The sequence below is a fragment of the Microvirga sesbaniae genome, assembly GCF_025460805.1.
Classification (GTDB): domain Bacteria; phylum Pseudomonadota; class Alphaproteobacteria; order Rhizobiales; family Beijerinckiaceae; genus Microvirga; species Microvirga sesbaniae.
Genome location: NZ_JAMXFJ010000001.1, coordinates 349,804 through 373,286 on the forward strand (window position 1 = coordinate 349,804; position 23,483 = coordinate 373,286).

Annotated in this window: 22 protein-coding genes and 1 riboswitch; of the genes, 8 read left to right on the top strand and 14 right to left on the bottom strand. The window is 68.8% G+C overall.

Annotated elements, in window-relative coordinates:
• Window positions 1-45: 45 nt before the first annotated feature.
• Together OCW50_RS01635 and OCW50_RS01640 are read left to right on the top strand one after the other, a co-directional pair.
• Window positions 46-558 (top strand): invasion associated locus B family protein, encoded by a 513-nt coding sequence (locus OCW50_RS01635; protein WP_262296195.1) that lies wholly within the window; start codon window positions 46-48, stop codon window positions 556-558.
• Window positions 559-585: 27 nt separating this feature from the next.
• Entirely contained in the window at window positions 586-1,167 is a 582-nt protein-coding gene (locus OCW50_RS01640; RefSeq protein WP_262296196.1) for a hypothetical protein, read from the top strand.
• Window positions 1,168-1,446: 279 nt separating this feature from the next.
• On the opposite strand, the gene OCW50_RS01645 is transcribed toward OCW50_RS01640, so the two are convergent.
• Window positions 1,447-2,751: a hemolysin family protein gene (locus OCW50_RS01645; RefSeq protein ID WP_262296343.1), complete on the bottom strand. Its 1,305-nt coding sequence runs from the start codon at window positions 2,749-2,751 to the stop codon at window positions 1,447-1,449.
• A gap of 169 nt (window positions 2,752-2,920) precedes the next feature.
• Window positions 2,921-3,012: riboswitch (glycine riboswitch) on the top strand.
• A 155-nt stretch (window positions 3,013-3,167) separates the two neighbouring features.
• On the opposite strand from OCW50_RS01645, the gene gcvT reads away from it, so the two are divergent.
• From gcvT to gcvPB, 5 genes are all read left to right on the top strand, one after another.
• Window positions 3,168-4,316 carry a glycine cleavage system aminomethyltransferase GcvT gene (gene gcvT / locus OCW50_RS01650; protein WP_262296197.1) on the top strand — a complete coding sequence of 383 codons (1,149 nt, stop codon included), beginning with the start codon at window positions 3,168-3,170 and terminating at the stop codon, window positions 4,314-4,316.
• Window positions 4,317-4,340: 24 nt separating this feature from the next.
• On the top strand, window positions 4,341-4,715 hold the full coding sequence (gene gcvH, locus OCW50_RS01655; RefSeq protein WP_262270062.1) for a glycine cleavage system protein GcvH: 375 nt from the start codon (window positions 4,341-4,343) through the stop codon (window positions 4,713-4,715).
• A 125-nt stretch (window positions 4,716-4,840) separates the two neighbouring features.
• Window positions 4,841-5,317: an OsmC family protein gene (locus tag OCW50_RS01660; RefSeq protein ID WP_262270061.1), complete on the top strand. Its 477-nt coding sequence runs from the start codon at window positions 4,841-4,843 to the stop codon at window positions 5,315-5,317.
• Window positions 5,318-5,338: 21 nt separating this feature from the next.
• Window positions 5,339-6,679 (top strand): aminomethyl-transferring glycine dehydrogenase subunit GcvPA, encoded by a 1,341-nt coding sequence (gene gcvPA / locus OCW50_RS01665; protein WP_262296198.1) that lies wholly within the window; start codon window positions 5,339-5,341, stop codon window positions 6,677-6,679.
• Entirely contained in the window at window positions 6,679-8,325 is a 1,647-nt protein-coding gene (gene gcvPB / locus OCW50_RS01670) for an aminomethyl-transferring glycine dehydrogenase subunit GcvPB (RefSeq protein ID WP_262296199.1), read from the top strand. Before gcvPA ends, gcvPB begins: the two co-directional genes overlap by 1 nt.
• A gap of 384 nt (window positions 8,326-8,709) precedes the next feature.
• Here the strand turns inward: gcvPB and OCW50_RS01675 are convergent, their stop codons facing one another.
• From OCW50_RS01675 to OCW50_RS01715, 9 genes are all read right to left on the bottom strand, one after another.
• The gene (locus tag OCW50_RS01675) at window positions 8,710-9,360 is read right to left on the bottom strand and encodes an HAD family hydrolase (protein WP_262296200.1); all 651 of its coding nucleotides are present in this window, start codon (window positions 9,358-9,360) and stop codon (window positions 8,710-8,712) included.
• 67 nt (window positions 9,361-9,427) lie between these two features.
• On the bottom strand, window positions 9,428-9,913 hold the full coding sequence (locus OCW50_RS01680; RefSeq protein WP_262270056.1) for a F0F1 ATP synthase subunit B family protein: 486 nt from the start codon (window positions 9,911-9,913) through the stop codon (window positions 9,428-9,430).
• 13 nt (window positions 9,914-9,926) lie between these two features.
• Complete coding sequence (locus tag OCW50_RS01685) at window positions 9,927-10,475, bottom strand: F0F1 ATP synthase subunit B family protein (protein WP_262270055.1); 549 nt, start codon at window positions 10,473-10,475, stop codon at window positions 9,927-9,929.
• A 119-nt stretch (window positions 10,476-10,594) separates the two neighbouring features.
• Window positions 10,595-10,819, bottom strand: coding sequence for a F0F1 ATP synthase subunit C (locus tag OCW50_RS01690; RefSeq protein WP_009764739.1), 225 nt, complete (start codon window positions 10,817-10,819; stop codon window positions 10,595-10,597).
• Window positions 10,820-10,874: 55 nt separating this feature from the next.
• Complete coding sequence (locus OCW50_RS01695) at window positions 10,875-11,603, bottom strand: F0F1 ATP synthase subunit A (protein WP_173946093.1); 729 nt, start codon at window positions 11,601-11,603, stop codon at window positions 10,875-10,877.
• 60 nt (window positions 11,604-11,663) lie between these two features.
• On the bottom strand, window positions 11,664-12,035 hold the full coding sequence (locus OCW50_RS01700) for an AtpZ/AtpI family protein (protein WP_262270054.1): 372 nt from the start codon (window positions 12,033-12,035) through the stop codon (window positions 11,664-11,666).
• 206 nt (window positions 12,036-12,241) lie between these two features.
• On the bottom strand, window positions 12,242-15,700 hold the full coding sequence (gene smc / locus OCW50_RS01705; protein WP_262296201.1) for a chromosome segregation protein SMC: 3,459 nt from the start codon (window positions 15,698-15,700) through the stop codon (window positions 12,242-12,244).
• Window positions 15,701-15,745: 45 nt separating this feature from the next.
• Entirely contained in the window at window positions 15,746-16,384 is a 639-nt protein-coding gene (locus OCW50_RS01710; protein WP_262270052.1) for a DsbA family protein, read from the bottom strand.
• Window positions 16,385-16,471: 87 nt separating this feature from the next.
• Window positions 16,472-16,981, bottom strand: coding sequence for a DUF721 domain-containing protein (locus tag OCW50_RS01715; protein ID WP_262296202.1), 510 nt, complete (start codon window positions 16,979-16,981; stop codon window positions 16,472-16,474).
• A 57-nt stretch (window positions 16,982-17,038) separates the two neighbouring features.
• Here OCW50_RS01715 and mutY point away from each other — a divergent pair, with 57 nt between their 5' ends.
• On the top strand, window positions 17,039-18,151 hold the full coding sequence (gene mutY, locus OCW50_RS01720) for an A/G-specific adenine glycosylase (protein ID WP_262296203.1): 1,113 nt from the start codon (window positions 17,039-17,041) through the stop codon (window positions 18,149-18,151).
• A 78-nt stretch (window positions 18,152-18,229) separates the two neighbouring features.
• Here mutY and OCW50_RS01725 read toward each other — a convergent pair whose 3' ends face one another.
• The 4 genes from OCW50_RS01725 to OCW50_RS01740 form a co-directional block, all read right to left on the bottom strand.
• On the bottom strand, window positions 18,230-19,126 hold the full coding sequence (locus tag OCW50_RS01725; protein WP_262296204.1) for a LysR family transcriptional regulator: 897 nt from the start codon (window positions 19,124-19,126) through the stop codon (window positions 18,230-18,232).
• Between the two features lie 222 nt (window positions 19,127-19,348).
• A complete protein-coding gene (locus OCW50_RS01730; protein WP_262296205.1) occupies window positions 19,349-21,160 on the bottom strand; it encodes an ABC transporter permease in 1,812 nt (603 codons plus the stop codon).
• Window positions 21,157-22,140 (bottom strand): ABC transporter substrate-binding protein, encoded by a 984-nt coding sequence (locus OCW50_RS01735; RefSeq protein ID WP_373371280.1) that lies wholly within the window; start codon window positions 22,138-22,140, stop codon window positions 21,157-21,159. Before OCW50_RS01735 ends, OCW50_RS01730 begins: the two co-directional genes overlap by 4 nt.
• Window positions 22,141-22,279: 139 nt before the next feature.
• Window positions 22,280-23,476 carry a site-specific DNA-methyltransferase gene (locus OCW50_RS01740; protein WP_262270047.1) on the bottom strand — a complete coding sequence of 399 codons (1,197 nt, stop codon included), beginning with the start codon at window positions 23,474-23,476 and terminating at the stop codon, window positions 22,280-22,282.
• Between the last annotated feature and the right edge of the window lie 7 nt (window positions 23,477-23,483).

Genomic DNA, 23,483 nt, shown 5'->3' on the forward strand with positions numbered 1-23,483 from the left:
CGGCCGGCCGCGACCCTCTGGCAGGGTTAACAGATGGAGAAACCGATGGGCGCATCGCGGTGGGCTCGCCATTGGACGGCGGCAATCCTGGGGCTGTCGGCCCTGTTCGGGGCCAGCGGCGCCAGCGCTCAGGGCATGGTCAAGAACACCTTCGGCGAGTGGCAGATGCGCTGCGAGACGCCGGCCGGCGCCACGGCCGAGCAATGCGCCCTCGTCCAGAACGTGGTCGCCGAGGACCGGCCCAACGTCACGCTCGTGATTATCGTGTTGAAAACCGCCGACGGCAAAAGCCGCCTCCTGCGCGTGGTCGCGCCCCTTGGTATTCTGTTGCCGTCGGGTCTGGGCCTCAAGATCGACCAGACGGATATCGGCCGCGCCGGGTTCGTCCGCTGCCTAGCCACGGGATGCGTGGCCGAGGTCGTGATGGAGGAGAGCCTGATCGGCCAGATGAAGTCGGGTCAGGCGGCCACCTTCATCGTGTTCCAGACGCCCGAGGAGGGGATCGGCATTCCCGTATCCCTGAACGGATTCGCGGCCGGGTTCGATGCCTTGCCGTAAGCGGTGACCAAGAACGTGGGGGCGAACATGAGAGAAGGATGGGGCCGGAAGGCCGGGTGGGCGTTTGCCGTGGCCGGCCTGGTGGCTCTGGCGGGCTGCGGCGCGCCGGGAGGAGGCGGGTTCGGCATGGGCGACATGCTGCTTACCGCCGGCACGACCCAGGCGCCGGCTCAGGCCCGGACGGTGCAGCTCGACGACGTCTATTGTCCGGCCGTCGAGGTCGTGGACGGCGGCTCCGCCATCCAGGTTCGCGGCGGCGGGGAGGCGGGTTCCGTCCGGAGCCAGATCTCCCTGGGCGACCTGGCCCGCGAATGCATCGGCCAGCCGGACGGCTCGACCCTGGTCAAGGTCGGCATCGAGGCGCGGGCGCTCATCGGCGTCGGCGGATCGGCCGGCCGCTACGACATCCCGGTCCATATCGTGGTGAAGGACGGGTCGACGGTCTTCGCCAACCGGTCCCGCCGCGTGGCGGCCGCGATCCCGGCGGGTCAGACCCAGACGACCGTGTCGGTGGTCGAGGAGGGCATCGTCGTGCCCGCCTCGTCGGCCAACGATTTCGAGATCGAGGTCGGCCTCGGTGGCGCGCCGGCCCGGGGTCGCCGCGGCTGAAGCATCGGACCCGAAGGGCCGCGTCAGCGACCCTTTCCACGACCCTCCGATGTCATGGCCGGGCTTGTTCCGGCCATCCCGATCCGGTGAGGCGCGGCGCTTCAGACCATCGGGATCACCGGCACAAGGCCGGTGATGACGTGGAGACTGTCAGGATCCGTATCCTCAGGCGGCTAGCGCATCGGACGGACCCAGAGGGCCGCCTCATCCGATGCGCCGGTCAAGAGAGGGAGCCTCGGATGAAGCCCAAATGTCGTGTCCACTTTTCCGCACGATGCGCTAGTACAGCGCGGCAGCGCCCGCCCGCTGGTTGAGCGGGGCGGCCAGGACCTTGTCGATCCTCCGTTCGTCGAGATCGATCACCTCGAAGCGCCAGCCGAGGGTGTCCACGTGCTCGCCCGTGTTGGGCAGATGCTGGAGCTCGCTGATCACCAGGCCGCCGACCGTGTGGTAGCTGCGGGTCTCCGGCAGCGTGACGCCCAGAACCTCGGCCATTTCGTCGACCGGCATCGATCCGGCGAGCAGCCAGGAGCCGTCGTCGCGGCGGACGGCGTCGGGTTCCGGCGCCTCGCCGTCGGACCGGAACGCGCCCACGATGGCCTCCAGGGCGTCCGCCGGGGTCACGACCCCTTCGAAATGCCCGTATTCGTCGTGGACGATCGCCATCGGGACCTCGGCGTCGCGCAGGGTCGCGAGCGCATCGAGGGCGTAGAGCGTATCGGGAATGACCGGCGCCTGCTGAACGTGGCCGCGGATGTCGAGGGGCTGGCCCGACAGCAGGGCCGCCAGGAGCTCCCGCGACTGGACGACGCCGATCACGTTGTCGGGCGTGCCCTCGCTGACCGGCAGGCGGGAATGCGGGGTCTCGATCAGCAATGTGCGGATGGAGTCCTCGTCGTCGTCGAGGTCGATCCAGTCCACGTCGGTCCGGGGCGTCATGAGCCCGCGCACCGTCCGGTCTCCGAGGCGGAGCACGCCCGAGATCATGCGGCGCTCCTCCTCCTCGATCACGCCGGCGCTTTCGGCCTCGCCGACGAGCATCTTGATCTCCTCTTCCGTCACCGTCGTGCCGTCGTCGGACTTGGCCCCGAGCAGGCGGAAGATGAGGCTGGTCGAGGCGTTCAGGAGCCAGACGGCGGGCGCCGCGACCTTGGACAGCACCAGCATGAGGGGGGCCATGGTGCAGGCGATGGCCTCGGGGTTGCGCAGGGCGAGCTGCTTGGGCACCAGCTCGCCGATGACGATGGACAGATACGTGATGATGCCGATCACGAGGCCGTAGCCGAGGGGTTCGGCCACGCCCTCCGGCATGCCGCGGTCGAGGAAGATCTGGGTCAGCCGGTCGCCGAGGGCGGCGCCCGAGAAGGCGCCGGCCAGGATGCCCACGAGGGTGATGCCGATCTGGACCGTGGACAGGAAGCGGCCCGAATCCTCCATGAGGGTCAGGGCCGTGTTGGCTCCGGAGCGGCCCTGTTCGGCCATGGCCTTGAGCCGGGGCCTGCGGGCGGACACGATGGCGAGTTCGGATAGGGCAAAGACGCCATTGAGGGCGACGAGAGCAAGGGCGATGATCAGTTCGAGCAACGATGCCAGGAGCTGCCGACCGGATCGGGCCGCGTTCTCCCCTTCTGTGAAAGATGGGCCTAACATGGAGCGTCGCGGCCCTGCCGTCAATTAAGGCAGGGAGTTATCCCGTGCGGCAGCCTGCTTTGTTGACAGGACCCGATTTCCTCTTCAGAGCTAAACCCAGCCGATGATCCCCGCGGAAGAGACCGGGCCCAAGAGCCCGGCGCCGAAGGCGCAACCGCCCCGGAAACGCTCAGGCCAAAGGACCGCGCGGGAGCTGGCACTCTGGAAAGCGGCGACGTTCCGACGTCGCCCACCGACGGGCGTAACCTGCCGCGAGAGCGGTCGGGGAAATCTCTCAGGTCTCGGGACAGAGGGGGCGCACAGCAACGGGCCGAAAGGCTCGATGGAACGCGCACCTTTGAGGGAATCCCATGGCCGAGCATGCGCCTAGCGACGAGCCGCTCCTGCAGACCCCGCTCCACGCCGAGCACGTGAGCCTCGGCGCCCGCATGGTGCCGTTCGCCGGCTACGCCATGCCCGTGCAATACCCCACCGGCATCCTGACCGAGCACAACTGGACCCGCGAGCATGCGGGCCTGTTCGACGTCTCCCACATGGGCCAGGCCTTCCTGGTCGCCGAGGACAAGAGCCACGAGACCGTCGCCCGCGCGCTCGAGGCGCTGATCCCCGCCGACGTCCTGAACCTCAAGCCGAACCAGCAGCGCTATTCGCAGCTGCTGGCGGAGGACGGCGGCATCCTCGACGACCTCATGGTGACCCGCGTCGGCGCCCCCGGGCACGAGGGCTGGCTCTACCTGGTGGTGAACGCCTCCATGAAGGAAGCCGACTATGCCCATATCGAGGCCCGGCTGCCCAAGAGCGTCAGCCTGAAGCGCAAGGACGATCTGGGCCTCATGGCCCTCCAGGGCCCGGCCGCCGAGGCCGTCCTGGCCAAGCTCGCCCCCGAGGCCGCCGCGCTGCCCTTCATGATGTCGGCGGACGTGCAGATCGACGGGATCTGGTGCCATGTCTCCCGCTCCGGCTACACCGGCGAGGACGGCTTCGAGATCTCCTGCCACGGCAACGATGCGCCCACGCTCTGGACCAGGCTCCTGGCCGACCCGGAGGTGAAGGCCATCGGCCTCGGCGCGCGCGATTCGCTCCGGCTCGAGGCCGGCCTGTGCCTCTACGGCCACGACATCGACACCACCACGTCGCCCATCGAGGCGGGCCTGAACTGGTCGATCCAGAAGCGCCGCCGCGAGGAGGGAGGCTTCCCCGGGGCGGAGCGGGTGCAGCGCGAGATCCGGGACGGCGCCGCGCGGGTCCGCGTCGGCATCAGGCCGGAGGGTCGCGCTCCGGCCCGCGAGGGAACCGTCATCACGACGCCGGACGGGCATGAGGTCGGCCTCGTGACCTCCGGGGGCTTCGGCCCCACGGTCAACGGCCCGGTCGCCATGGGCTATGTCGCCAGGGACGTGTCCGCCGCCGGCACGGACCTCCATCTCATCGTCCGCGGCAAGCCGCTGCCCGCGAAGGTCGCGGCCATGCCGTTCGCCCCCCACCGCTACAAGCGCTGACATTTCAACGAGAGGGAATCCATCATGACCACGCGCTACACCAAGGATCACGAATACGTCCGCGTCGAGGGCGACGCCGGCATCGTGGGCATCTCCGACTACGCTCAGGGCCAGCTCGGCGACGTGGTCTTCGTGGAGCTTCCGAGCGTCGGCAAGACCCTGTCGAAGGGCGACGAGGCCGCCGTCGTCGAGAGCGTGAAGGCGGCGAGCGAAGTCTATGCCCCGGTCTCCGGCGAGGTGGTCGAGGTCAACAGCGCGCTCGAGGCTTCCCCGGGCACGGTGAACGAGGATCCGGCCGGTCGCGGCTGGTTCATGAAGATCCGCCTCACGGACCCGGGCGAGCTCGACGGCCTCATGACCGAGGAGCAGTACCAGGACTTCGTGAAGTCGATTTCGTAACTCCATCGGAGCCCGTCACGCCCCACGTCGTCACCGGCCCCGTGCCGAAGACGACCGAGAGGGACGGGACCGATCGGTTGGTTTCCCGGGATGGGCTCAGCGGATACTCAAGGTCGGGCAAGGCAATGGCACACGAATACACGGCCAGGGTGGCCTGGAAGCGCGGAGAGGGGGAAGCTTTCTCCGACAACCGCTACAGCCGCGGCCATGTCTGGCGCTTCGACGGCGGCATCGAGGTGCCGGGCTCCGCGTCGCCCTCCGTCGTGCCGCTGCCGCTCTCGCGGGAGGACGCCGTCGATCCGGAAGAAGCCTTCATCGCGGCGGTTTCCAGCTGCCACATGCTGACCTTCCTGTCGATCGCCGCCAAGAAGCGCTTCGTCGTCGACGCCTACGAGGACGAAGCGCTCGGAATCATGACCAAGAACGAGAACGGCAAGCTCTTCGTGTCCAGGATCACCCTGGACCCGCGAATCGAATTCTCCGGCGACAGGCTGCCGGCGCCGGAGCAGATCGCCGACATGCATCACCTCGCCCACAAGGAATGCTTCATCGCCAATTCCGTCCTCACGGAGATTGTCGTGGCGGGCATTCCCTCGCACTAACTCATCCAAGGTTTTTTGCCGATGCGCTATTTGCCTTTGTCCGACACCGACCGCGGCGAGATGCTCGCCCGGATCGGCGTCGATCACGTCGATGAATTGTTCGCCGACGTGCCCAAGAACCTGCTCCTCAAGGAGCCGGTGGATCTGCCGCGCCGCAAGGGCGAGCTCGAGGTGGAGCGGATCCTCTCCCGCATGTCCGCCAGGAACATCCCGGCGTCCTCGGTGCCGTTCTTCGTCGGCGCGGGCGCCTACAAGCACCACGTGCCGGCGACCGTCGATCACCTGATCCAGCGGTCCGAGTTCCTCACGAGCTACACGCCGTATCAGCCCGAGATCGCCCAGGGCACGCTGCAATATCTGTTCGAGTTCCAGACCCAGGTGGCGGCGCTCACCGGCATGGATGTGGCGAACGCCTCCATGTATGACGGCTCCACCGGCACGGGCGAGGCGGTGCTCATGGCGCACCGCGTCACCAAGCGCCGCAAGGCCGTTCTCTCCGGCGGCCTGCATCCGCACTATGCCGACGTGGTGAAGACGCTCTCCGACATGGCGAGCGACGAGACCGTCATCCTGGCGCCGGACGTGGCCGGCACCGAGGACATCCTCTCGCAGATCGACGACACGACCTCCTGCGTGGTCGTGCAGACGCCGGACGTGTTCGGCAACCTGCGCGACCTGAAGCCCATCGCCGACAAGGCGCACCAGCACGGCGCGCTGCTGATCGCGGTGTTCACGGAAGCCGTATCGCTCGGCCTGCTGACGTCGCCCGGCAGCCAGGGGGCCGACATCGTGGTGGGCGAGGGCCAGTCGATCGGCAACGCGCTGAACTTCGGCGGGCCTTACGTAGGCCTCTTCGCCACCCAGTCGAAATACGTCCGCCAGATGCCGGGCCGCCTCTGCGGCGAGACGGTGGACGCGGACGGCAACCGCGGCTTCGTGCTCACCCTGTCGACCCGCGAGCAGCACATCCGCCGCGACAAGGCGACGTCGAACATCTGCACCAATTCGGGACTGTGCTCGCTCGCCTTCACGATCCACATGACCCTGCTCGGGGAGGCGGGGCTGACGCGCCTGGCGCGCATCAACCACGCCAACGCGGTGAAGCTCGCGGACCAGCTTGCAGGCGTGAAGGGCGTCGAGGTGCTCAACCGGACGTTCTTCAACGAATTCACCGTGAAACTCGCGAAGCCCGCCGCCGAGGCGGTGGAGCGTCTCGCCGAGAAGGGCGTGCTCGCGGGCGTGCCCGTGTCGCGCCTTCTGCCGGGGGCCGGCCTCGACAACCTTTTGCTCGTCGCTTCCACCGAAGTGAACACCGATGATGACCGCGCGGCCTTTGTGGCCGCCTTGAAGGAGGTTCTGTGATGTTGAACCGCCAGGGACGTCCCACCACACCCCGGGCCCACGGCGTGGCGGATCCCGCCGCCGGCATGGGCGATCAGGCCGCCCGCCTGCAGGGCGACGCCACCCGCGCGGCCGGACCCGCCGGCGGGTCTCACCCGACCTTCACCGGCAACAAGGCGCTGGCGCAGGTCGAGCCGCTGCTCTTCGAGATCGGCCGCACCGACACGACCGGCGTCGATCTCGACGAGCCGGAGGATTTCGCGCCGCGCCTCGGCGGACTGGAGCGCCGGGAGCCCATCGGCCTGCCGGGCCTCTCAGAGCCCGAGACCATGCGCCATTACGTGCGCCTCAGCCAGCAGAACTACGGCATCGACACGGGCCTGTTTCCGCTCGGCTCCTGCACCATGAAGCACAATGCGCGTCTCAACGAGCGCGTGGCGCGCCTGCCCGGCTTTGCCGACGTGCATCCGCTCCAGCCGGTCTCGACCGTGCAGGGCGCCCTGGAGCTGATGAACGAGCTCGGCCGCTATCTGGTCACGCTCACCAACATGACCGCCGTGGCGCTGTCGCCGAAGGCGGGCGCCCACGGCGAGCTCTGCGGCATGATGGCGATCAAGGCCGCCATCGAGGCCAAGGGCGAGGGCGCGACCCGCAACGTGGTGCTGGTGCCCGATTCGGCGCACGGCACGAACCCGGCGACCGCCGCCCTCATCGGCTTCAGGGTGAAGCCGGTGCCGGCCCGCGAGGACGGCTGGGTGCACGTGGAGGACGTGAAGGAGCGGCTCGGCCCCGACGTGGCGGCGATCATGCTCACGAACCCCAACACCTGCGGGCTCTTCGAGCCGCAGGTGGCGGAGATCGCCAAGGCGATCCACGATGCAGGCGCCTATTTCTACTGCGACGGCGCGAACTTCAACGCCATCGTGGGCAAGGCGAAGCCGGGCGATCTCGGCGTCGACGCCATGCACATCAACCTGCACAAGACCTTCTCGACGCCCCACGGGGGCGGCGGCCCGGGCTCGGGTCCGGTGGTCCTGTCCGAGCGCCTCGCGCCCTTCGCGCCGGTGCCGTTCGTGCGCGCGGGCAAGGATGGGTTCGAGCTGGTGGAGCAGGAATCCGATGCCGCTGAAAAGCCCTTCGGCCGCATGACGGCATTCCACGGCCAGATGGGCATGTATGTGCGGGCTTTGTCCTACATGCTCTCGCACGGCGCGGACGGCATGAAGCAGGCGTCCGAGGACGCCGTGCTCAACGCCAACTACATCCGGGCCGGCCTGTCGGACCTGCTGTCGCTGCCCTTCGGCGACAAGCCGTGCATGCACGAGGTGCTGTTCGACGATTCGTGGCTCAAGGACACGGGCGTGACCACCCTCGACGTAGCCAAGGCCATGATCGACGAGGGTTACCACCCGATGACCATGTACTTCCCGCTGGTGGTGCACGGCGCCATGCTGATCGAGCCGACGGAATCCGAATCGAAGTCGTCCCTCGACCTGTTCATCGCGACCCTGCGCGATCTCGCGTTTGCCGCGAAGAACGGCGACACCGAGCGCTTTACCGGGGCTCCCTACCACGCCCCGCGCCGCCGCCTCGACGAGACCCGCGCGGCGCGCAGCCCCGTGCTCAAGTGGACGCCGCCCGCCCCGGTGGCGGAAGCCGCGGAGTAAGGTTGCTCACGATCGACATGCCCGGCCTCGTGCCGGGCATTGTCTTCTCGGGCGTTGGACGGGGCGTGGGCGCATCGCGCGACATCCCCTCTCACGTCATGGCCGGCCCTGTGCCGGCCATCCCGACCGGAAAAGCGCTGGGCCCAAGATCGTCGGGATCACCGGGACAAGGCCGGTGATGACGTGGAGAGGTGAAACGAGCCGGCGACAACACCCTCCCCACGTCATGGCCGGGCCTGTCCCGGCCATCCCGATCGGAAGAGCGCCGCGCCTCACGGAAGCGTCATCACCGGGACGAGCCCGGTGATGACCCCGGGACGCGCCCGGTGATGACGCGGGGTGGATCCTCGCCTGCACGGCCCGACGTTTCTGTCGCTGCCGCCTTTACACGGAACCTCGGACGGTTTCCGGCAGTTCGGCCATCCGGTCGATCACGACGGGCGCTCCCGCCCACCGCAGCTTCTCCGCATGGTCGGGCCCGCAATGGCCCCCGCCGGCAAAGCCGATGACGCGCATCCCGGCGGCGATCGCCGCCTGCACGCCCGCGACGGAATCCTCGACCACCAGGCAGTCTTCCGGACGGGCGTTCATCTGCCCGGCCGCATGGAGAAAGAGGTCCGGCGCCGGCTTTCCGCGCGCGACCTGGGTCGAGCTGAAGACGTGGTCGAACAGGTCCGCCAGGCCGGTCACGCGCAGCGACAGGGCGATTCGCTCCGGGATCGACGAGGAGGCGACGCAGCGGGGGAGGGGCAGGGACAGGATGGCGTCGCGCACGCCCGCGATGGGCTTCAGCTCGGCCTCGAAGCGCTGGAACAGGGTGCGGTTGAGCCGCTCCGTGAAATCGTCAGGGAGCCTGACGCCGCGTTCCGATTCGATGCGCGCGATCTGGTCCTTGATGCTGACCCCGGTGAAATCGCGGGCCACATCCTCGGCCGTGTAGGGCACGCCGCATTCCGTCAGGATCTCCGCGTCGATCCGGCAGCTCAAGGGCTCCGAATCGACCAGGACGCCGTCGCAGTCGAAGATCAGCAGCATGACGTTCTCCAAGCAAAAAGGCCGCCTCGAGGGGCGGCCTTCGAAGGGTCGGGTCCGGACGGAGGCCTTACTGCAGCTTCGAGCGCACGTCGCTGAGGCCGGCCGTCACGAGCGAGGCCGCGGTGGGGCCGGTGATCTCGTCGCGCAGGACGCGCTCGGAGGCCCGGATGGCGGCGTCCACGGCGGCCGCGCGCACCTCGGCGGAGGCCTGGGCCTCGGCCTGGGCGATCTTCGCCTCGGCGGTGGCCGTGCGGCGCTTCACGAAGTCGGCCATCTTCTCCTGGGCCTCGCGGGCGAGGCGCTCGGCCTCGTCGCGGGCGGTGGACACGATGTCGGCGGCCTCGCGCTCGGCGGCGGCGCGCTTGGACTCGTACTCCTTCAGGAGCCGCTCGGCGTCCTGGCGCAGGCGCTTGGCCTCGGCCAGCTCGCCGGCGATGCGCTTGCCGCGGGAATCGAGCTGGTTCAGCACGTTCCCCGGGACGCCCTTGTAGAACAGGATGCCCCAGAAGATCACGAAGGCGACCGCAACCCAGAATTCAGCGCTATGTAACATGCGGACCTCCCGATCAGGCCTTGATCTGGTTGAGAGCGGCTTCGACCTTCTGCGGGGCCGGAGCCTTGCCGGTGAGGCGCTCGATGATGGCCGAGGCCGTGTCGCGGGCGATGGCGTCCACGTGGCTCATGGCTTCCGCCTTCTTGGCCGTGATGGTGGCCTCGGACTCGGCCAGGCGCTGGTTCAGGTCGGCTTCGAGCGCCTTGCGCTTGGCGTCGCTCTCGGCCGCGAGCTTGGAGCGGGTTTCCTGGGCAAGCGCCTGGGCGCGGCCCTTGGCTTCGGCGAGGGCCTTCTCGTAGGCGCTGCCGGCCTCTTCCGCGCGGGATTTCATGGCGGCCGCGTCGTCGAGATCGGTGGCGATCATCGCGCGGCGGTTCTCGATGATTCCGCCCAGGCGAGGGAGGACCAGCCGTGAGAGCAGGGTGTAGAGCACCACGAAGGTGATGGCGAGCCACAGGAGCTGACCGGCATAGGTCTCCGTCTCGAAGGGCGGAAAGCCGATGTCCTCGTGAGCGCCGCCGGGGGCCTCTGTTGTGGCGTGGTTCGTCTGAGCCTGAGCCATGGAGCAGATCCTAACGGATAAAGAATCCTACAAACATGAATGACGGCGGTTCGATCCGCCGTCACTCCTGTCGAGGCGAAGCGTTCGCACGCCTCGACCTCCCGATCACCGTTGTGAGATTAGGTGAAGAGCAGAACGAGAGCGACGACGAGGCAGAAGATGCCGAGACCTTCCGCGAGCGCCGCGCCGATGAACGCGCGGGCGAACTGGCCGTCGGCGGCCGACGGGTTGCGCAGAGCGCCGGACAGGAAGTTGCCGAAGATGTTGCCGACGCCCATGGCGGCGAGGCCCATGCCGATGCAGGCGAGGCCTGCGCCGAGGAACTTGAAAGCAACCGGATCCATTGTGATCTCCTTGGGAATACCGTGATCGGGAGGGAAGGGGTAACTCGGCGCAGACCTAGTGGCCCGGGTGCAGCGCGTCGTTGAGGTAGATGCAGGTCAACACCGTGAAGACGTAGGCCTGCAGAGCGGCGACGAGGAACTCGAGCGCCATGAGGGCAACCGCCATGAGGAGCGGCAGCGGAGCGAGGATCGTCAGGGCACCGCCGGCGCCGAGCAGCGCCACCACGAAGCCTGCGAACACCTTCAGCGCGATGTGTCCCGCGAGCATGTTCGCGAAGAGACGCAAGGACAGCGAGATCGGCCGGGACAGGAACGAGATGAGCTCGATCACCACGATGAAGGGCAGGAGCCAGGCCGGCACGCCCGACGGGACGAAGAGGCCGAGGAAGTGGGTGCCGTGCTTCATGAAGCCGTAGATCACCACCGTGCCGATGACGAGCAGGGCCAGGGCGAAGGTGACGATGATGTGGCTGGTGACCGTGAAGAAGCCCGGGATCATGCCGAGCAGGTTGGCCGTCAGCACGAACATGAACAGCGAGAACACGAGGGGGAAGAACTTCATCCCCTCCTTGCCCGTCGCGTCGACCAGCGTGTTCGCGACGAAATCGTGCAGGACCTCGGCGACCGACTGGGCGCGGCCCGGGACGACCGCGCGCTTGCGGGTCGCGAACAGCAGGCCGCCCACGATCACGGCGGCGGCGCCGATCATGAACAGGGACGAATTGGTGAAGTTGATGACCGGAATGATGGGCTTGATCTGGAATTGTTCGATCGGGCTCGCCATGATCCGCTCTCAAAGTTCGATGTTATCAAATGCCGTTCGGCGCTCGAAAGTCTAAGTCCGTCACCGCTTGTCGTCATACCGGGCGGACTTGACCATCCCGGCCGCTCGCAACAGGTTGAGCATCCCGGCGCAGAAGCCGAGTATCAGACAAACGATCAGACCCCAAGGGGACGTCCCGAACACGCGGTCGACGATCCAACCCAGGATTCCGCCGGCCGCCACTCCTGCAACGAATTCGGCCGAGAGCCTGAAGGCTTGGCCGAGAGCGCGGGAATCTGACGTCGGACGGGCGCGAGGCTCTGACTCGGCTCGCTGCGCGGATGCTTGGGAGATCCGTGCGTCGAGAGACTTCAGTCTCGCTGACAGGTCGGCCTCGTCGGCGCTGCCCGGTTTCCGCTCATTCTCGCCGTTCCGCTCGTGAGGGTCCGCCATTGCGATCTCCTTTGAAGCGTTGCGGGAAAATGCTTGGAAGCCCAGCCCCGAAAGCCGGGCGCACCATATGAGCGGGGGTCCCCCCTGTCAAGAACCGTCTGAAAACATCCAAGTGTCTGATTTGATTGAATTAACCGTGTTTTCAGGTGCCCTCGGGCCGAAAGCGCACATGTTTTTGAGGCTGAAGCAAGGCAGGGCTGAAAGCCTTAGGCTACCTCAAGAATGCGCTCTGCGCTCTGCAGGTCCACGGAGACGAGCTGCGAGACGCCCCGTTCGGCCATGGTGACGCCGAAGAGACGGTCCATCCGGGCCATGGTGATCGGGTTGTGGGTGATGACCACGAAGCGGGTCTCGGTCTGGCGCGCCATGTCCTCCAGGAGGGCGCAGTAGCGCTCCACGTTGGCGTCGTCGAGGGGCGCGTCCACCTCGTCGAGCACGCAGATCGGCGAGGGATTCGTGAGGAACACGGCGAAGATCAGCGCGGTCGCCGTCAGGGCCTGCTCGCCGCCGGACAGCAGGGTCATGCTCTGGGGCTTCTTGCCGGGCGGGCGGGCGAGGATCTCGAGGCCGGCTTCCAGCGGATCGTCCGAATCGACCAGGGTCAGCTCCGCCGTGCCGCCGCCGAACAGGGTGGCGAACAGGCGCTTGAAATGGTTGTTCACCACGTCGAAGGCGGCAAGCAGGCGCTCGCGGCCCTCGCGGTTGAGGCTGCCGATGGCCTGGCGCAGGCGCTTGATGGCCTCGACGAGATCGTCGCGCTCGCCCGCGATGCCGTTGTACTTGGTCTCGAGCTCGCTGAGCTCCTCGTCGGCGCGCAGGTTGACGGCGCCGAGGCGCTCCCGGTCGTTCTTGAGGGAGTGCAGCTTCGATTCGATCTCGCCGTGGGAGGGCAGGTCGGTCGCTTCCTTCAGGCCGGCGAGCTCGATGAGCCCGGCCGGCGTCGTCTCCAGGTTCTCCGCGATGGCGCGGGTGATCTCCGCCAGGCGGGCCACCGCGGCCTCGTGGCGGGCCTGGGATCCGGCGCGCGATTCGCGGGCCGCCGACAAGGCTTCGAGGGCCGCGCGGGCCGCGCGATCCGACTCGGCCAGGCCCGTCTCGGCATCGGCCAGATGGTCGGCCGCTTCCTTGCGCTTGGCCTCGGCTTCTTCCACCTCGGCCATGAGGGCGCGGCGGCGCTGCAGGTAGGTGTCGGGGGCCTCCAGCAGGCGCTGGTGCTCGTCCTGCGCGCGCTCGAGGCGCTCGCCCAGATCCTCGAACGCCTTGGCGGCGCGTCCCGCCCGCTCGGTCCAGAGGCGGATGTCGGCCGCGATCGCCTCCTGCCGCCGGCGGCGCAGTTCGGCTTCGTGCATGAGGGATTGCAGGGCGGCCCGGGCCTCGGAGGCGGCCGCCCGGCGCTCGGCCACGCGGGTGCGCTCCTCGAGCAGGCGGCTTTCCAGATCCGGCGCCGGGGCGAGGTCCTGCAGGGCGCTCTCGGCGTCCTGCACGCGCTCCAGGGCCTCCGCCTCGCTCTCGGACAGGCGGGCGAGGCCTTCCTGCAGGGCCGAGCGGCGCTGGCCGAGCTCGGCCTCCTTGCGCTCGGCGGCGGCGAGGCGCGCGCGGGCGGCATCGAGCGCCTGCCGGGCCTGGCGGGCGGCCTCGATGGCCTGCGTCTCATGGGAGGCCGCCCGGCGGACCGCGTCCTGGGCCGCCTCCGCCTCGTGGCGCAGGTGCTCGGCCTGCTCGCGGGCCTCGGCGGCCTCGCGCTCCAGATCCCCGAGGCGGTTCTTCTCCGCGAGGCGGCGGGCCGCCGGGGAGGGCGCCTCGGCGGCGGCCGTGAACCCGTCCCAGCGCCACAGATCGCCTGCCTGCGTGACAAGGCGCTGGCCGGGCTTCAGCAGGCCGCGCAGGCGCAGGCCGTCCTCCTTGCTCACCACGCCGATCTGGCGCAGGCGGCGCTGCAGGGCCGCGGGCGCCCGGGCGAGGTCCGCCAGGGAGCGGACGCCGTCCGGCAGGGCCGGATCGTCCTCGCCGGCGTGGGTCTCGGCCCAGTGGTGCGGGGCGGACGGATTGACCGAGGCTTCGAGATCGTCACCCAGGGCTGCGCCCAGGGCCGTCTCGTAGCCCTTCTGGACCGTGATCTGGTCGACGGCCGGGGGCCAGAGGTCGCCGGTCGCGGAGGTCACCAGCTTGGCGAGGGTGCGCGCCTCGGTCTCGAGGCGCTGCGCCTTGCGCTCGGCCTCGTTGAGGGGCTGGCGCAGGCGACTCTCGGCCTCGCGGGCGTCCGACAGGGTCTCGCGTGCGCCGATCACCGCCTCTTCGGCGCCCTGGGCGGTGTCCTCGGCGATCGCCATGTCCTCGCGCAGGTCGTCCAGGGAGGGGCCTTCGTCGGACGGGGCGGAGAGCGCCGCGATCTCGCGCTCGAGCCGCTCCTTCTCGGATCGGAAACGGGCGGCGCGCTCCAGCTCCTCGCGCACGGCGCGCTCCAGGGCGGCCCGGCGGGCGTTCAGGTCGGAGGTCTGGGCCTGAAGAGCGCTCAGGGCGGATTCGGCTTCCGCCAGCTCGGCTTCGGCGCCCTGGAGGCGCTCCTCGGCCTCGGCGCGGGCATCGTCCGCCCCGTCGGTGGTGAGCGAGATCTCGGCGGCTTCCGACTGAAGGCGCTCGATCGTGGCCTCCGCGTCGCCGCGCTGCGCCGCCTCGCGGGCGATGTCCCGGTTCAGGTCGCCGATATGGCGCTCCAGCTCGACCACGCGCTCCTTGGACCGGCGCTCCTCCGATTCGAGCTCGTTGCGGGCATGGGTCAGCCGCTGCAGGGCGGCGGCCGCGGCGGCTTCCGCCTGCCGCAGGGCCGGGAGGCCATGGGCCGCGACCGCCTGGGCGGTGGCCGCCCGGGTCTGCTCCTCGGTGGCGTCGGCCACCGCCTTGAGATCCTCGGCCACCTGGCGCTCGGCGGTGGCGGCCTGCTCCCGCGCCTCGGCGAAGCTGATGGCGTACATCAGGGCTTCCAGGCGCCGGATCTCGGCCGAGAGGTTCTTGTACCGGGAGGCCTGGCGGCCCTGGCGCTTCAGGCTCTCGATCTGGCTTTCCAGCTCGCGGATCACGTCCTCGACGCGGACCAGGTTGTCCTCGGCGGCCTTGAGGCGCAGCTCCGCCTCGTGCCGGCGGGCGTGGAGGCCTGCGATGCCGGCGGCATCCTCCAGGATGCGGCGCCGGGCCTGTGGCTTGGCCGAAATGATCTCGCTGATCTGGCCCTGGCGGACGAGGGCCGGCGACCGGGCGCCCGTGGCCGCGTCGGCGAACAGGATCTGCACGTCGCGGGCGCGGACTTCCTTGCCGTTGACCCGGTAGGTCGAGCCTTCCTCGCGCTCGATCTTGCGCGAGATTTCGAGAAGGTCCGTGTCGTTGAAGGCCGCGGGCGCGGTGCGCTCGCCGTTGTCGATGGTGAGCATCACCTCGGCCCAGTTGCGGGCCGGGCGGCCGCCGGAGCCGGAGAAGATGACATCGTCCATGCCCGTCGCGCGCATGTTCTTGTGGGAGTTCTCTCCCATGACCCAGCGCAGGGCCTCGACGAGGTTGGACTTGCCGCAGCCGTTCGGCCCGACGACGCCGGTCAGGCCGGGCTCGATGAGGAAGTCGGTGGGCTCGACGAAGGTCTTGAAGCCCGCAATGCGAAGGCGCGTCAGCTTCATGGACGCGCCTTTCCGTCCCGCCCCGCGGGGGGCAGGCGATGGAGCTTATTCTCCGAGAATCGGCTTGATGATCTTCTCAAGCTCATCGATCGACAGGCTTCCAGGATGGCGCTCACCATTGATGAAGAAAGTGGGCGTGGAGTCCACTTTGAACTGCTCCATAGCCCGGTTCTTCACCGCATTGACTGCGTCATATAGTTTCTGGTCCTTGAGGCAAGCGTCAAATTTTTCCTGTGAAAAACCCGCCTGTCGCATGAGCCCGCGCAGGGCGTCGAGCGGCTTGTCCACGAAGGCCCAGTTCCGCTGCTGCTCGAACAGCAGGTCCGTGATCGGGTAATACTTGTCGTTGCCGTCGTAGCGGGCGAGCATGAAACCCGCCGTGGCGAGGGGATCCAGGGGGAACTCGCGCAGGACGAAGCGGACCTTGCCGGTGTCGATGTAGCGCTTCTTCAGCTCCGGCCAGGTGGTCTTGTGGAAGTTCGCGCAGTGGGAGCAGGTCAGCGAGGCGTACTCGATGATCGTCACCTTGGCGTTGTCCGGCCCCAGGGCCACATCCCCCAGGGGCCCCTGGACCGCCAGGTCCTGGGCGGCCACGTTCTGGGCGAAGGCCGGAAGGCTCGTGGCGAAATAGGCGGTCGCGGCTGCGGTTCCGAGAAGCTGAAGCGTCTGACGCCGGGTGATCATCGTGGGGAGGCTCCTGAAGAGATTTCGTCCTGCGGACGAATGACTTGCGGTAAAATGACTTGGCCTTCGTGGCAAGCGCCCGCCATCTCACGCTTTCGTGCGTGAACCGGAGCTGACGATGGCCTGGCCCAGCCGGTCGAGCGCCGCCTTCAGGGATTCCTCCCGGATGGGCTCGACGGCCCTGTCCACCTTCTCCCTCTCCGCGGAGGTGAGGGGGCGGGCGACGGGGCGCTTCTTCTCAACCCGCCGCACGGGCCCTTGTTTCAGCACCAGCTTGCCGATGCAGCGCCAGCCGTAATGGGTGTTCACCCGGTCGATGACCGTGGGGGCGAGGTGCTGCATCTCGAGCGCGAAGGCGCTCTCGACCCGGATCACGAGGGTGGCCGGATCCGGCCGCGCCTCCGGGTCGGCGTGGGGGGCCTTGCGCTTCCACTCGATCTTGAGCGGCTGGGTGAAGGCGGACAGGCGCTCGCCGACGATGTCCGGCCAGGCCATGATGATGTCGGACGTGGCGAAGCCCTGCGCCGCCAGGCTGGGGGACAGGCAGACGTCGAGAAACTCGGCGAGGGGGCGGGCCAAAGGCCTTGGGCGTCTCATGTTGAATGTCCAAAAGCCGCGTTGGAATATTCCGTGTAGAACGCTATTCCAAATCCCATGTTAACGCCCGCCGCGAGCGCGACCAAGCCCGACCCGCAGGACCTTCTCGCCTGGTACGACCGCCACCGGCGCGACCTGCCGTGGCGCGCGAAGCCCGGCGTGACCGCCGACCCCTACCGGGTCTGGCTGTCCGAGATCATGCTGCAGCAGACCACCGTGACGGCGGTCCGTCCCTACTATTTGAACTTCCTTGAGCGATTCCCGACCGTCGAGGCTCTCGCCGAGGCGCCGGCCGATTCGGTGATGCAGGCCTGGGCCGGCCTCGGCTATTATTCCCGCGCCCGCAACCTCCATGCCTGCGCCAAGGCGGTCATGGACAAGCATGGCGGGCATTTTCCGGGCACCGAGGCCGAGCTCCTGAAGCTTCCGGGCATCGGCGCCTATACGGCGGCGGCGGTCGCGGCCATCGCGTTCGACGAGAAGGCGGCCGCGGTCGACGGCAACGTGGAGCGGGTGATGTCCCGCGTCTTCATGGTCGAGGAGCCGCTGCCCAAGGCCAAGCCCCTGATTCGGTCGCTCACGGAAGCGCTGGTGCCGGCGGACCGGCCGGGCGACTTCGCCCAGGCCGTGATGGATCTCGGCGCCACCATCTGCACGCCCAAGCGCCCGGCCTGCGCGCTCTGCCCCTGGATGGTGCCCTGCCGGGCCCGGGCGGAGGGCCTGCAGGAGGCCTTCCCGAAGAAGCAGAAGAAGGAGGCCGGGCCGCTGCGCAAGGGAGCGGCCTTCGTGGTGCTGCGCGCCGACGACACGATCCTGCTGCGCACCCGCCCGCCGCAGGGGCTCCTCGGCGGCATGGCGGAGCCGCCCACGAGCGAATGGATGCCCGACTATGAGCCATCCCGGGCCGTGCTCGACGCGCCCATCGAGGCGCGGTGGCAGCGGCTGCCGGGCATTGTCCGGCACGTCTTCACGCATTTTCCGCTCGAGCTGACCGTGTTGTTCGCCAAGGTGTCCAAGGGCACGCCTGCCCCGGAGGACATGCGCTGGACCCCGCGCCTGCAACTGCACGAGGAGGCGCTGCCCGGCGCCATGAAGAAGGTGCTGGCGCACGCGCTGGGGGATATTCCGGCCGGGAAGACGAAGAGCGGGAAGCCGGCGAAGGGGGCGTGAGGCCGGGCTCTTCTTTCCCGTCATGACCGGCCCCGCCCCGGCCATCCTGCGGCCTTCCGCCTCTCTGACGCAGGCACGTCACCCGCCCACCAGGGCCTTCTGGTTCCGCTTGAACAGGCCCGCCAGCGCATTCGCCACCCGGGCCACGTTGGGGCGGCTGCGGCTGCGCCGGTGCATGACCAGGAACACGTCCTCGACCAGGTCGCCCTCCGGCTTCGTGATCTGGATCAGGTCCGGGTCCGAATCGCCGAGCCAGCACGGGAGGAAGGCGGCGCCGAGGCCCGCCTTGGCGGCCTGGTAGCGGATCGGCATGTCGCCGATCCGGGCCGCGATGGTGCGGCCCTGCGCGAACTCGGCCACATAGGCGGCCTGACGCGAGAGAGTCGGATCCTCCGGCGGCGCGATGACGGAAGCGGGGTTTTCCGTGCGGGCATACATGGCGAAGGCGATCTGCCCGATCTTGCGGGCCACGAGATCGTCCGTGCCCTCCGGCAGGTTGCGCATCCGCAGGCCGATATCGGCCTCGCCGGACGCGAGATCGAGCCGGCGCCGGGTCGGGAGATAGGCGATCTCCACGGGAGAAGCGGCTTCGTGCAGCTCCGCCGCATAGAGCGAGAGGAACAGCGTCACCGACGCGGTGGCCGTGACCCGCACCGGCGCGTCCGGGTCGGGCCTGTAGGCGGCGGCGGTGCGCGATACCACGGCGGCCGCCTCGCCCATGGGGGCGGCGGCCTCGAGGACCGCCTGACCCGCTTCCGTCAGCTCGAGGTTGTTCGGGCCGCGCTGGAACAGGGAGAGGCCCAGCGTCTCCTCCAGCACCTTGACGCGCCGCGCGATCGTCGGCTGGCTCTGGCCCAGCGCCTTCGCGGCGCTGTTCATCGATCCATGAGCCACCACGGCGAGAAAGATCCGCAGGTCGTCCCAGGACGGTTCCGTGAAGGCGAGGCGGAAGGGATCGAGAGACGAAGAAGCCATGACAGGATGCTAAAGGGTTGAACCGGGTTCGGCATAGGGGAATGTTCCGGCGTGAGGACCGGCCCCTACCATCGCGGCGCGGCGGTTCCCGCGCAGCCCGCCAGGAGCGCGCGGCACCTCGTCAGTTTTGACGGGGAGCCCGATCGTTTCGAACGCTGCGCTTGTCCGGGCCGCATGGCCGAGACGAGCCCGGCCCTGACGTGGACGAGGGGGAGGAGGAGGTTACGGGCTCAGCGCGGCCTTCGGCTCGAGCCGGTCGAGGACCGGCGGGCGGGCGGGCGCCCGAGCCGGTTCGCGGTTCGTCCGCGCCTCGTCCTCCATGGCGCTCTGCCAGGGCAGGGCTCCGGCCGGCAGGTAGCGGCCCAGCGCATCGAGGACGAGCATGGCGGCCGTCACCACGGCCACGATCACGACGGCGACCGCGGAGGCCTGGCTCGCGAGGCCTGCCTCTTCGAGGTTGTAGAGCACCACCCCGATGGTCTCCGTTCCGGCCGACCAGAGCAGGGCCGAGACGGTGAGCTCGCTGAAGGCGAGCAGGAACGCCATCAGCCCGCCGGCGACCGCCGCGGGCAGCAGGGACGGGAGCACGATGCCGAAGAGCCGTTGCGCCAGGCGGGCGCCGTCGATGGCGGCGGCCTCCTCCTGCGCGACGTCGACCTGCACCATGCCGGCCAGCACGGGCTTGAGCGCCACCGGGAGGAAGCGGGCGAGATAGGCGAACACGATGATCCACGGGGTCGCGTAGAGCGAGAACCCCAGGAGCGGCAGCGGCTTCAGGAACAGGAGAATGCACGCGATGGCGAGCACGATGCCCGGCAGCACGTAGGCGATCTCGAGCAGGGACACGGCCAGGAGGCGGGCCCGCCCCATCAGGCGGACCAGCCCGTAGGCGAGGGGCACCGCGAGCCCGGCGAGCAGGCCGGCTGCGCCGCCGGCATAGAGGAACGAGTTGGTGAAGGCGCGGATCGTCACGTCCTGACGGGCCAGCACCTCGACGAAGTTGTCGAGGGTGATCGTCGCAGGCGACAGCGCCATGCCGTAGGACGGCACGAGCGCGGAGGCCATAAGGGACAGTATCGGCAGGACCAGCGTGACGGCGAGGACGAGGCCGACGAAGATCTCCGGCGCGACGCGCCTGCGGCCGAGGCCCCAGAACGGCTTCAGGGGCGCATCGTCCTCGAGCTGCACGCCGTCCCGGCGCATCAGGACCTGGCTTGCGGCGACGCCGAGGATCGCGATGGCCGCGACGAGAAGGCCGAGCGCCGACACATCGCCGATCATGTCGGTGCCGAAGCTCGACAGCCGCCGGTAGATGAGGACGGGAAGCGTCAGATAGTTCACGGGCGCGCCGAGCAGCGCGGGAATGCCGAAATTGCCGATTCCCGCCACGAAGGCGAGCAGGGCCGCGCCGGCGAGATGGGGGCGCAGCAGCGGCATCACGTGGTCGGTGAGGATCCGGAACGGCCGCGCCCCGTCGATGCGGGCCGCTTCGACGACCGCCAGCGGTATGCGCTTCAGCCCGGCGCTCATCACCACGTAGACGAGGGGAGCATGGTGCAGGCCGAGCACCAGGATGATGCCGCCGCGTCCCATCATCGGATTGGCGCTGCCCGCCTCGGGCGCGAGGCCGAGGGTGTTCAGGATCGGCGAGGCCGGACCGGCGAGATGCAGGAAGGCGAGGGCGATCACCTGGGGCGAGATCATCACCGACAGGACGAACAGGAATGACGCGACGCGCCGCCGGCGGACGTCTGTGACGCCGAGGACGAGCGCCATCGCGGTGCCCAGCGGAACGGCCAGGAAACCCGACAGCAGCGCCGTTTCCAGCGAGGCCTGCGCGGCCCGCACCGCCGACCGGCTCGACAGGGCCGCCAGCATGGCGTCGGGGTTGAGGACGCCCCCGGGAAGGAGCGCGGCCCACAGCAGCCGCAGGGCGGGCAGCACGTCGAAGGCGACGACGATCAAAGCGACAAGAGCGTGGAGGCCGAAACCTCCCCGCTCCAGGAACGACCTGCTTTGGGCGCGACGTCTCACTGTCCGAAGATGTCGGCGAAGGCCGCCTTGTTCTTGGTCTCGTCGGCGAGCGCCCTGGCGGCGTCGAAGCTCATGACCTTGATCTGCTCGCGGGCCGGATAGCCGGCCGGCAGCGCGACGGCCGGATGAGCCGCGATGTAGCCCTGCTTGAGCGCCAGTTCCTGGCCCTCCTTCGAGAGCAGGAAGTCCACGAAGGCGCGGGCGGCCTCCGGGTTCTTGGTGGTCTTGAGGATGGCGACGGGCTCGGACACGGCGGAGACGCCCTCCTTCGGGAACACGAACTCGATCGGCGCACCCTTGGCCTTCTCGCGGATCGGCATGTAGTCGACGATGACGCCGTAGAGCTTCTGGCCGCCGGCCACCTGCTTGAGCACGTCGCCGTTGCCGCCGCCCGCGACGGCGTCGTTGTCCTTGAGCGCCTCGTAGTATTTCCAGCCGCCGTCCATGGTGCCGGTGAGGGTCGCGGCGTGGATGAGGGCCGCCCCCGAGGTGAGCGGGCTCGGCATGACGAGCTGGCCCTTGACCTCCGGCCGGGTGAGGTCCTGCCACGAGGTCGGCCTGAAGGCCGCCTTCGTGTTGTAGGCGATGCCCGTGGTGATCAGCTTGGTGGCGAACCAGAATTTCTGCGGGTCGTGCGTGCCCGCCGGATAGGCCGAGACGTCGGCCTTCTCGTGCGCCAGGAGGCGGTCCTCCTTCTTGAGGCCCTCCATGGTGACGCTGTCGGCGATGAGCAGCACGTCGGCCTGGGGCTGCCCGGCTTCGAACTCGGCGCTCAGCTTGGCGAGGATCTTCGGGGTCCCGTCGCGCACGAACGTGACGTTGACCCCCGGATTCCTGGCCTTGAACGCGTCGATGGTCTGCTGCGCGTCGGTGTTGGGCTGGCTCGTGTAGAGGACGAGGTTGCCGGAGAGCCCCTGGGCCTGCGCGACGGCGGGCACGAGGGCGGCAAGAAGGGACAGGAGAATGCGCTTGGTGGACACGGGACAGTCCTCTCGGTTGGCAAGGCCTGCCCCGCGCTAGCGGTATCAGATGACGCCTCTGTGACGAAAGGTTAGTGCGGGAAACGAAAAGGGCCAGCTTTGGGCTGGCCCTCTCGAAAAGTCCAAATCGCCGCAAAGGTCAAGCGGCCAATTCGGCGCGCACCTTCGCCCGGAACGTGTCGATCGACACGAGCTTGCCCTGCCGCTCCACGTGCCAGAAGGTCCAGCCGTTGCAGGAGGGGAAGCCCTGGGTCAGGGCGCCGATCTTGTGGATCGAGCCCACGATGGCGCCGAGCGCCACGGTCCCGTCGGCGCGCACCACCGCCTTGTGGCGGCGCCGCTCGTCCACCAGGGTCTCGCCCGGCTTCACATGGCCCGCCTCGACGAGCGACAGGAACGGCACGCGCACCTCGGTGCGCTTTTCGGGCGCAGCTGCGATCGATACGTCGGAGAGCGGCTCGACCCCGTCGATCCGGGCGCGCGCCGCCTTGGCGTAGGTCGGATCCCGCTCCAGGCCGATGAAGCTGCGGCCCAGCATCTTGGCGACCGCGCCCGTCGTGCCGGAGCCGAAGAAGGGATCGAGCACCACGTCGCCGGGATTGGACGAGGAGAGCAGGATCCGCGCGAGCAGGGCCTCGGGCTTCTGGGTCGGATGGACCTTGCGGCCCTGCGCATCCTTCAGGCGCTCGTCGCCCGTGCAGATGGGGATGAACCAGTCCGAGCGCATCTGCACGTCTTCGTTGCCGGCTTTCAGCGCATCGTAATGGAACGTATAGCCCTTCGAATCCGCGCTCTTCGAGGCCCAGATCATGGTCTCGTGCGCGTTGGTGAAGCGGCGGCCCTTGAAGTTCGGCATCGGGTTGGCCTTGCGCCACACGATGTCGTTGAGGATCCAGAAGTTCAGGTCCTGGAGCGCCGCGCCCACGCGGAAGATGTTGTGGTAGGAGCCGATGACCCAGAGCGTCGCGTTCTTCTTCATCACGCGGCGCACGGCGAGAAGCCAGGCGCGGGTGAACGCGTCGTAATCGGCAAAGCTCGCGAACTTGTCCCAGTCGTCGTCGACCGCGTCGACGAGGCTCTGGTCGGGGCGCGTCAGCGCCTGTTCGAGCTGGAGATTGTAAGGCGGATCCGCGAAGACCACGTCCACGCTCTCAGGGGGAAGCTTCTCGAGATTGGCGATGCAGTCGCCGAGAAGGATCTCATTGAGAGGAAGAGACGGCGGCAGAACGGAGAGGGGCGTTTGACGCCCCGTCCGAGGAGCCGGCGCAGACCGCCCGGTACGCGAGACATGGATCCGGGAGGCGGCGCCGGCAGCCCCGGTACGCAAGGTACCCATGGGTGAT

What these genes read in the sequence shown, in the direction of transcription:
- OCW50_RS01635 (WP_262296195.1), top strand. Translation starts at nt 46, where the DNA reads ATGGGCGCATCGCGGTGGGCTCGCCATTGGACGGCGGCAATCCTGGGG.
- OCW50_RS01640 (WP_262296196.1), top strand. Translation starts at nt 586, where the DNA reads ATGAGAGAAGGATGGGGCCGGAAGGCCGGGTGGGCGTTTGCCGTGGCC.
- gcvT (WP_262296197.1), top strand. Translation starts at nt 3,168, where the DNA reads ATGGCCGAGCATGCGCCTAGCGACGAGCCGCTCCTGCAGACCCCGCTC.
- gcvH (WP_262270062.1), top strand. Translation starts at nt 4,341, where the DNA reads ATGACCACGCGCTACACCAAGGATCACGAATACGTCCGCGTCGAGGGC.
- OCW50_RS01660 (WP_262270061.1), top strand. Translation starts at nt 4,841, where the DNA reads ATGGCACACGAATACACGGCCAGGGTGGCCTGGAAGCGCGGAGAGGGG.
- gcvPA (WP_262296198.1), top strand. Translation starts at nt 5,339, where the DNA reads ATGCGCTATTTGCCTTTGTCCGACACCGACCGCGGCGAGATGCTCGCC.
- gcvPB (WP_262296199.1), top strand. Translation starts at nt 6,679, where the DNA reads ATGTTGAACCGCCAGGGACGTCCCACCACACCCCGGGCCCACGGCGTG.
- OCW50_RS01675 (WP_262296200.1), bottom strand. Translation starts at nt 9,360, where the DNA reads ATGCTGCTGATCTTCGACTGCGACGGCGTCCTGGTCGATTCGGAGCCC.
- OCW50_RS01680 (WP_262270056.1), bottom strand. Translation starts at nt 9,913, where the DNA reads ATGTTACATAGCGCTGAATTCTGGGTTGCGGTCGCCTTCGTGATCTTC.
- OCW50_RS01685 (WP_262270055.1), bottom strand. Translation starts at nt 10,475, where the DNA reads ATGGCTCAGGCTCAGACGAACCACGCCACAACAGAGGCCCCCGGCGGC.
- OCW50_RS01690 (WP_009764739.1), bottom strand. Translation starts at nt 10,819, where the DNA reads ATGGATCCGGTTGCTTTCAAGTTCCTCGGCGCAGGCCTCGCCTGCATC.
- OCW50_RS01695 (WP_173946093.1), bottom strand. Translation starts at nt 11,603, where the DNA reads ATGGCGAGCCCGATCGAACAATTCCAGATCAAGCCCATCATTCCGGTC.
- OCW50_RS01700 (WP_262270054.1), bottom strand. Translation starts at nt 12,035, where the DNA reads ATGGCGGACCCTCACGAGCGGAACGGCGAGAATGAGCGGAAACCGGGC.
- smc (WP_262296201.1), bottom strand. Translation starts at nt 15,700, where the DNA reads ATGAAGCTGACGCGCCTTCGCATTGCGGGCTTCAAGACCTTCGTCGAG.
- OCW50_RS01710 (WP_262270052.1), bottom strand. Translation starts at nt 16,384, where the DNA reads ATGATCACCCGGCGTCAGACGCTTCAGCTTCTCGGAACCGCAGCCGCG.
- OCW50_RS01715 (WP_262296202.1), bottom strand. Translation starts at nt 16,981, where the DNA reads ATGAGACGCCCAAGGCCTTTGGCCCGCCCCCTCGCCGAGTTTCTCGAC.
- mutY (WP_262296203.1), top strand. Translation starts at nt 17,039, where the DNA reads ATGTTAACGCCCGCCGCGAGCGCGACCAAGCCCGACCCGCAGGACCTT.
- OCW50_RS01725 (WP_262296204.1), bottom strand. Translation starts at nt 19,126, where the DNA reads ATGGCTTCTTCGTCTCTCGATCCCTTCCGCCTCGCCTTCACGGAACCG.
- OCW50_RS01740 (WP_262270047.1), bottom strand. Translation starts at nt 23,476, where the DNA reads ATGGGTACCTTGCGTACCGGGGCTGCCGGCGCCGCCTCCCGGATCCAT.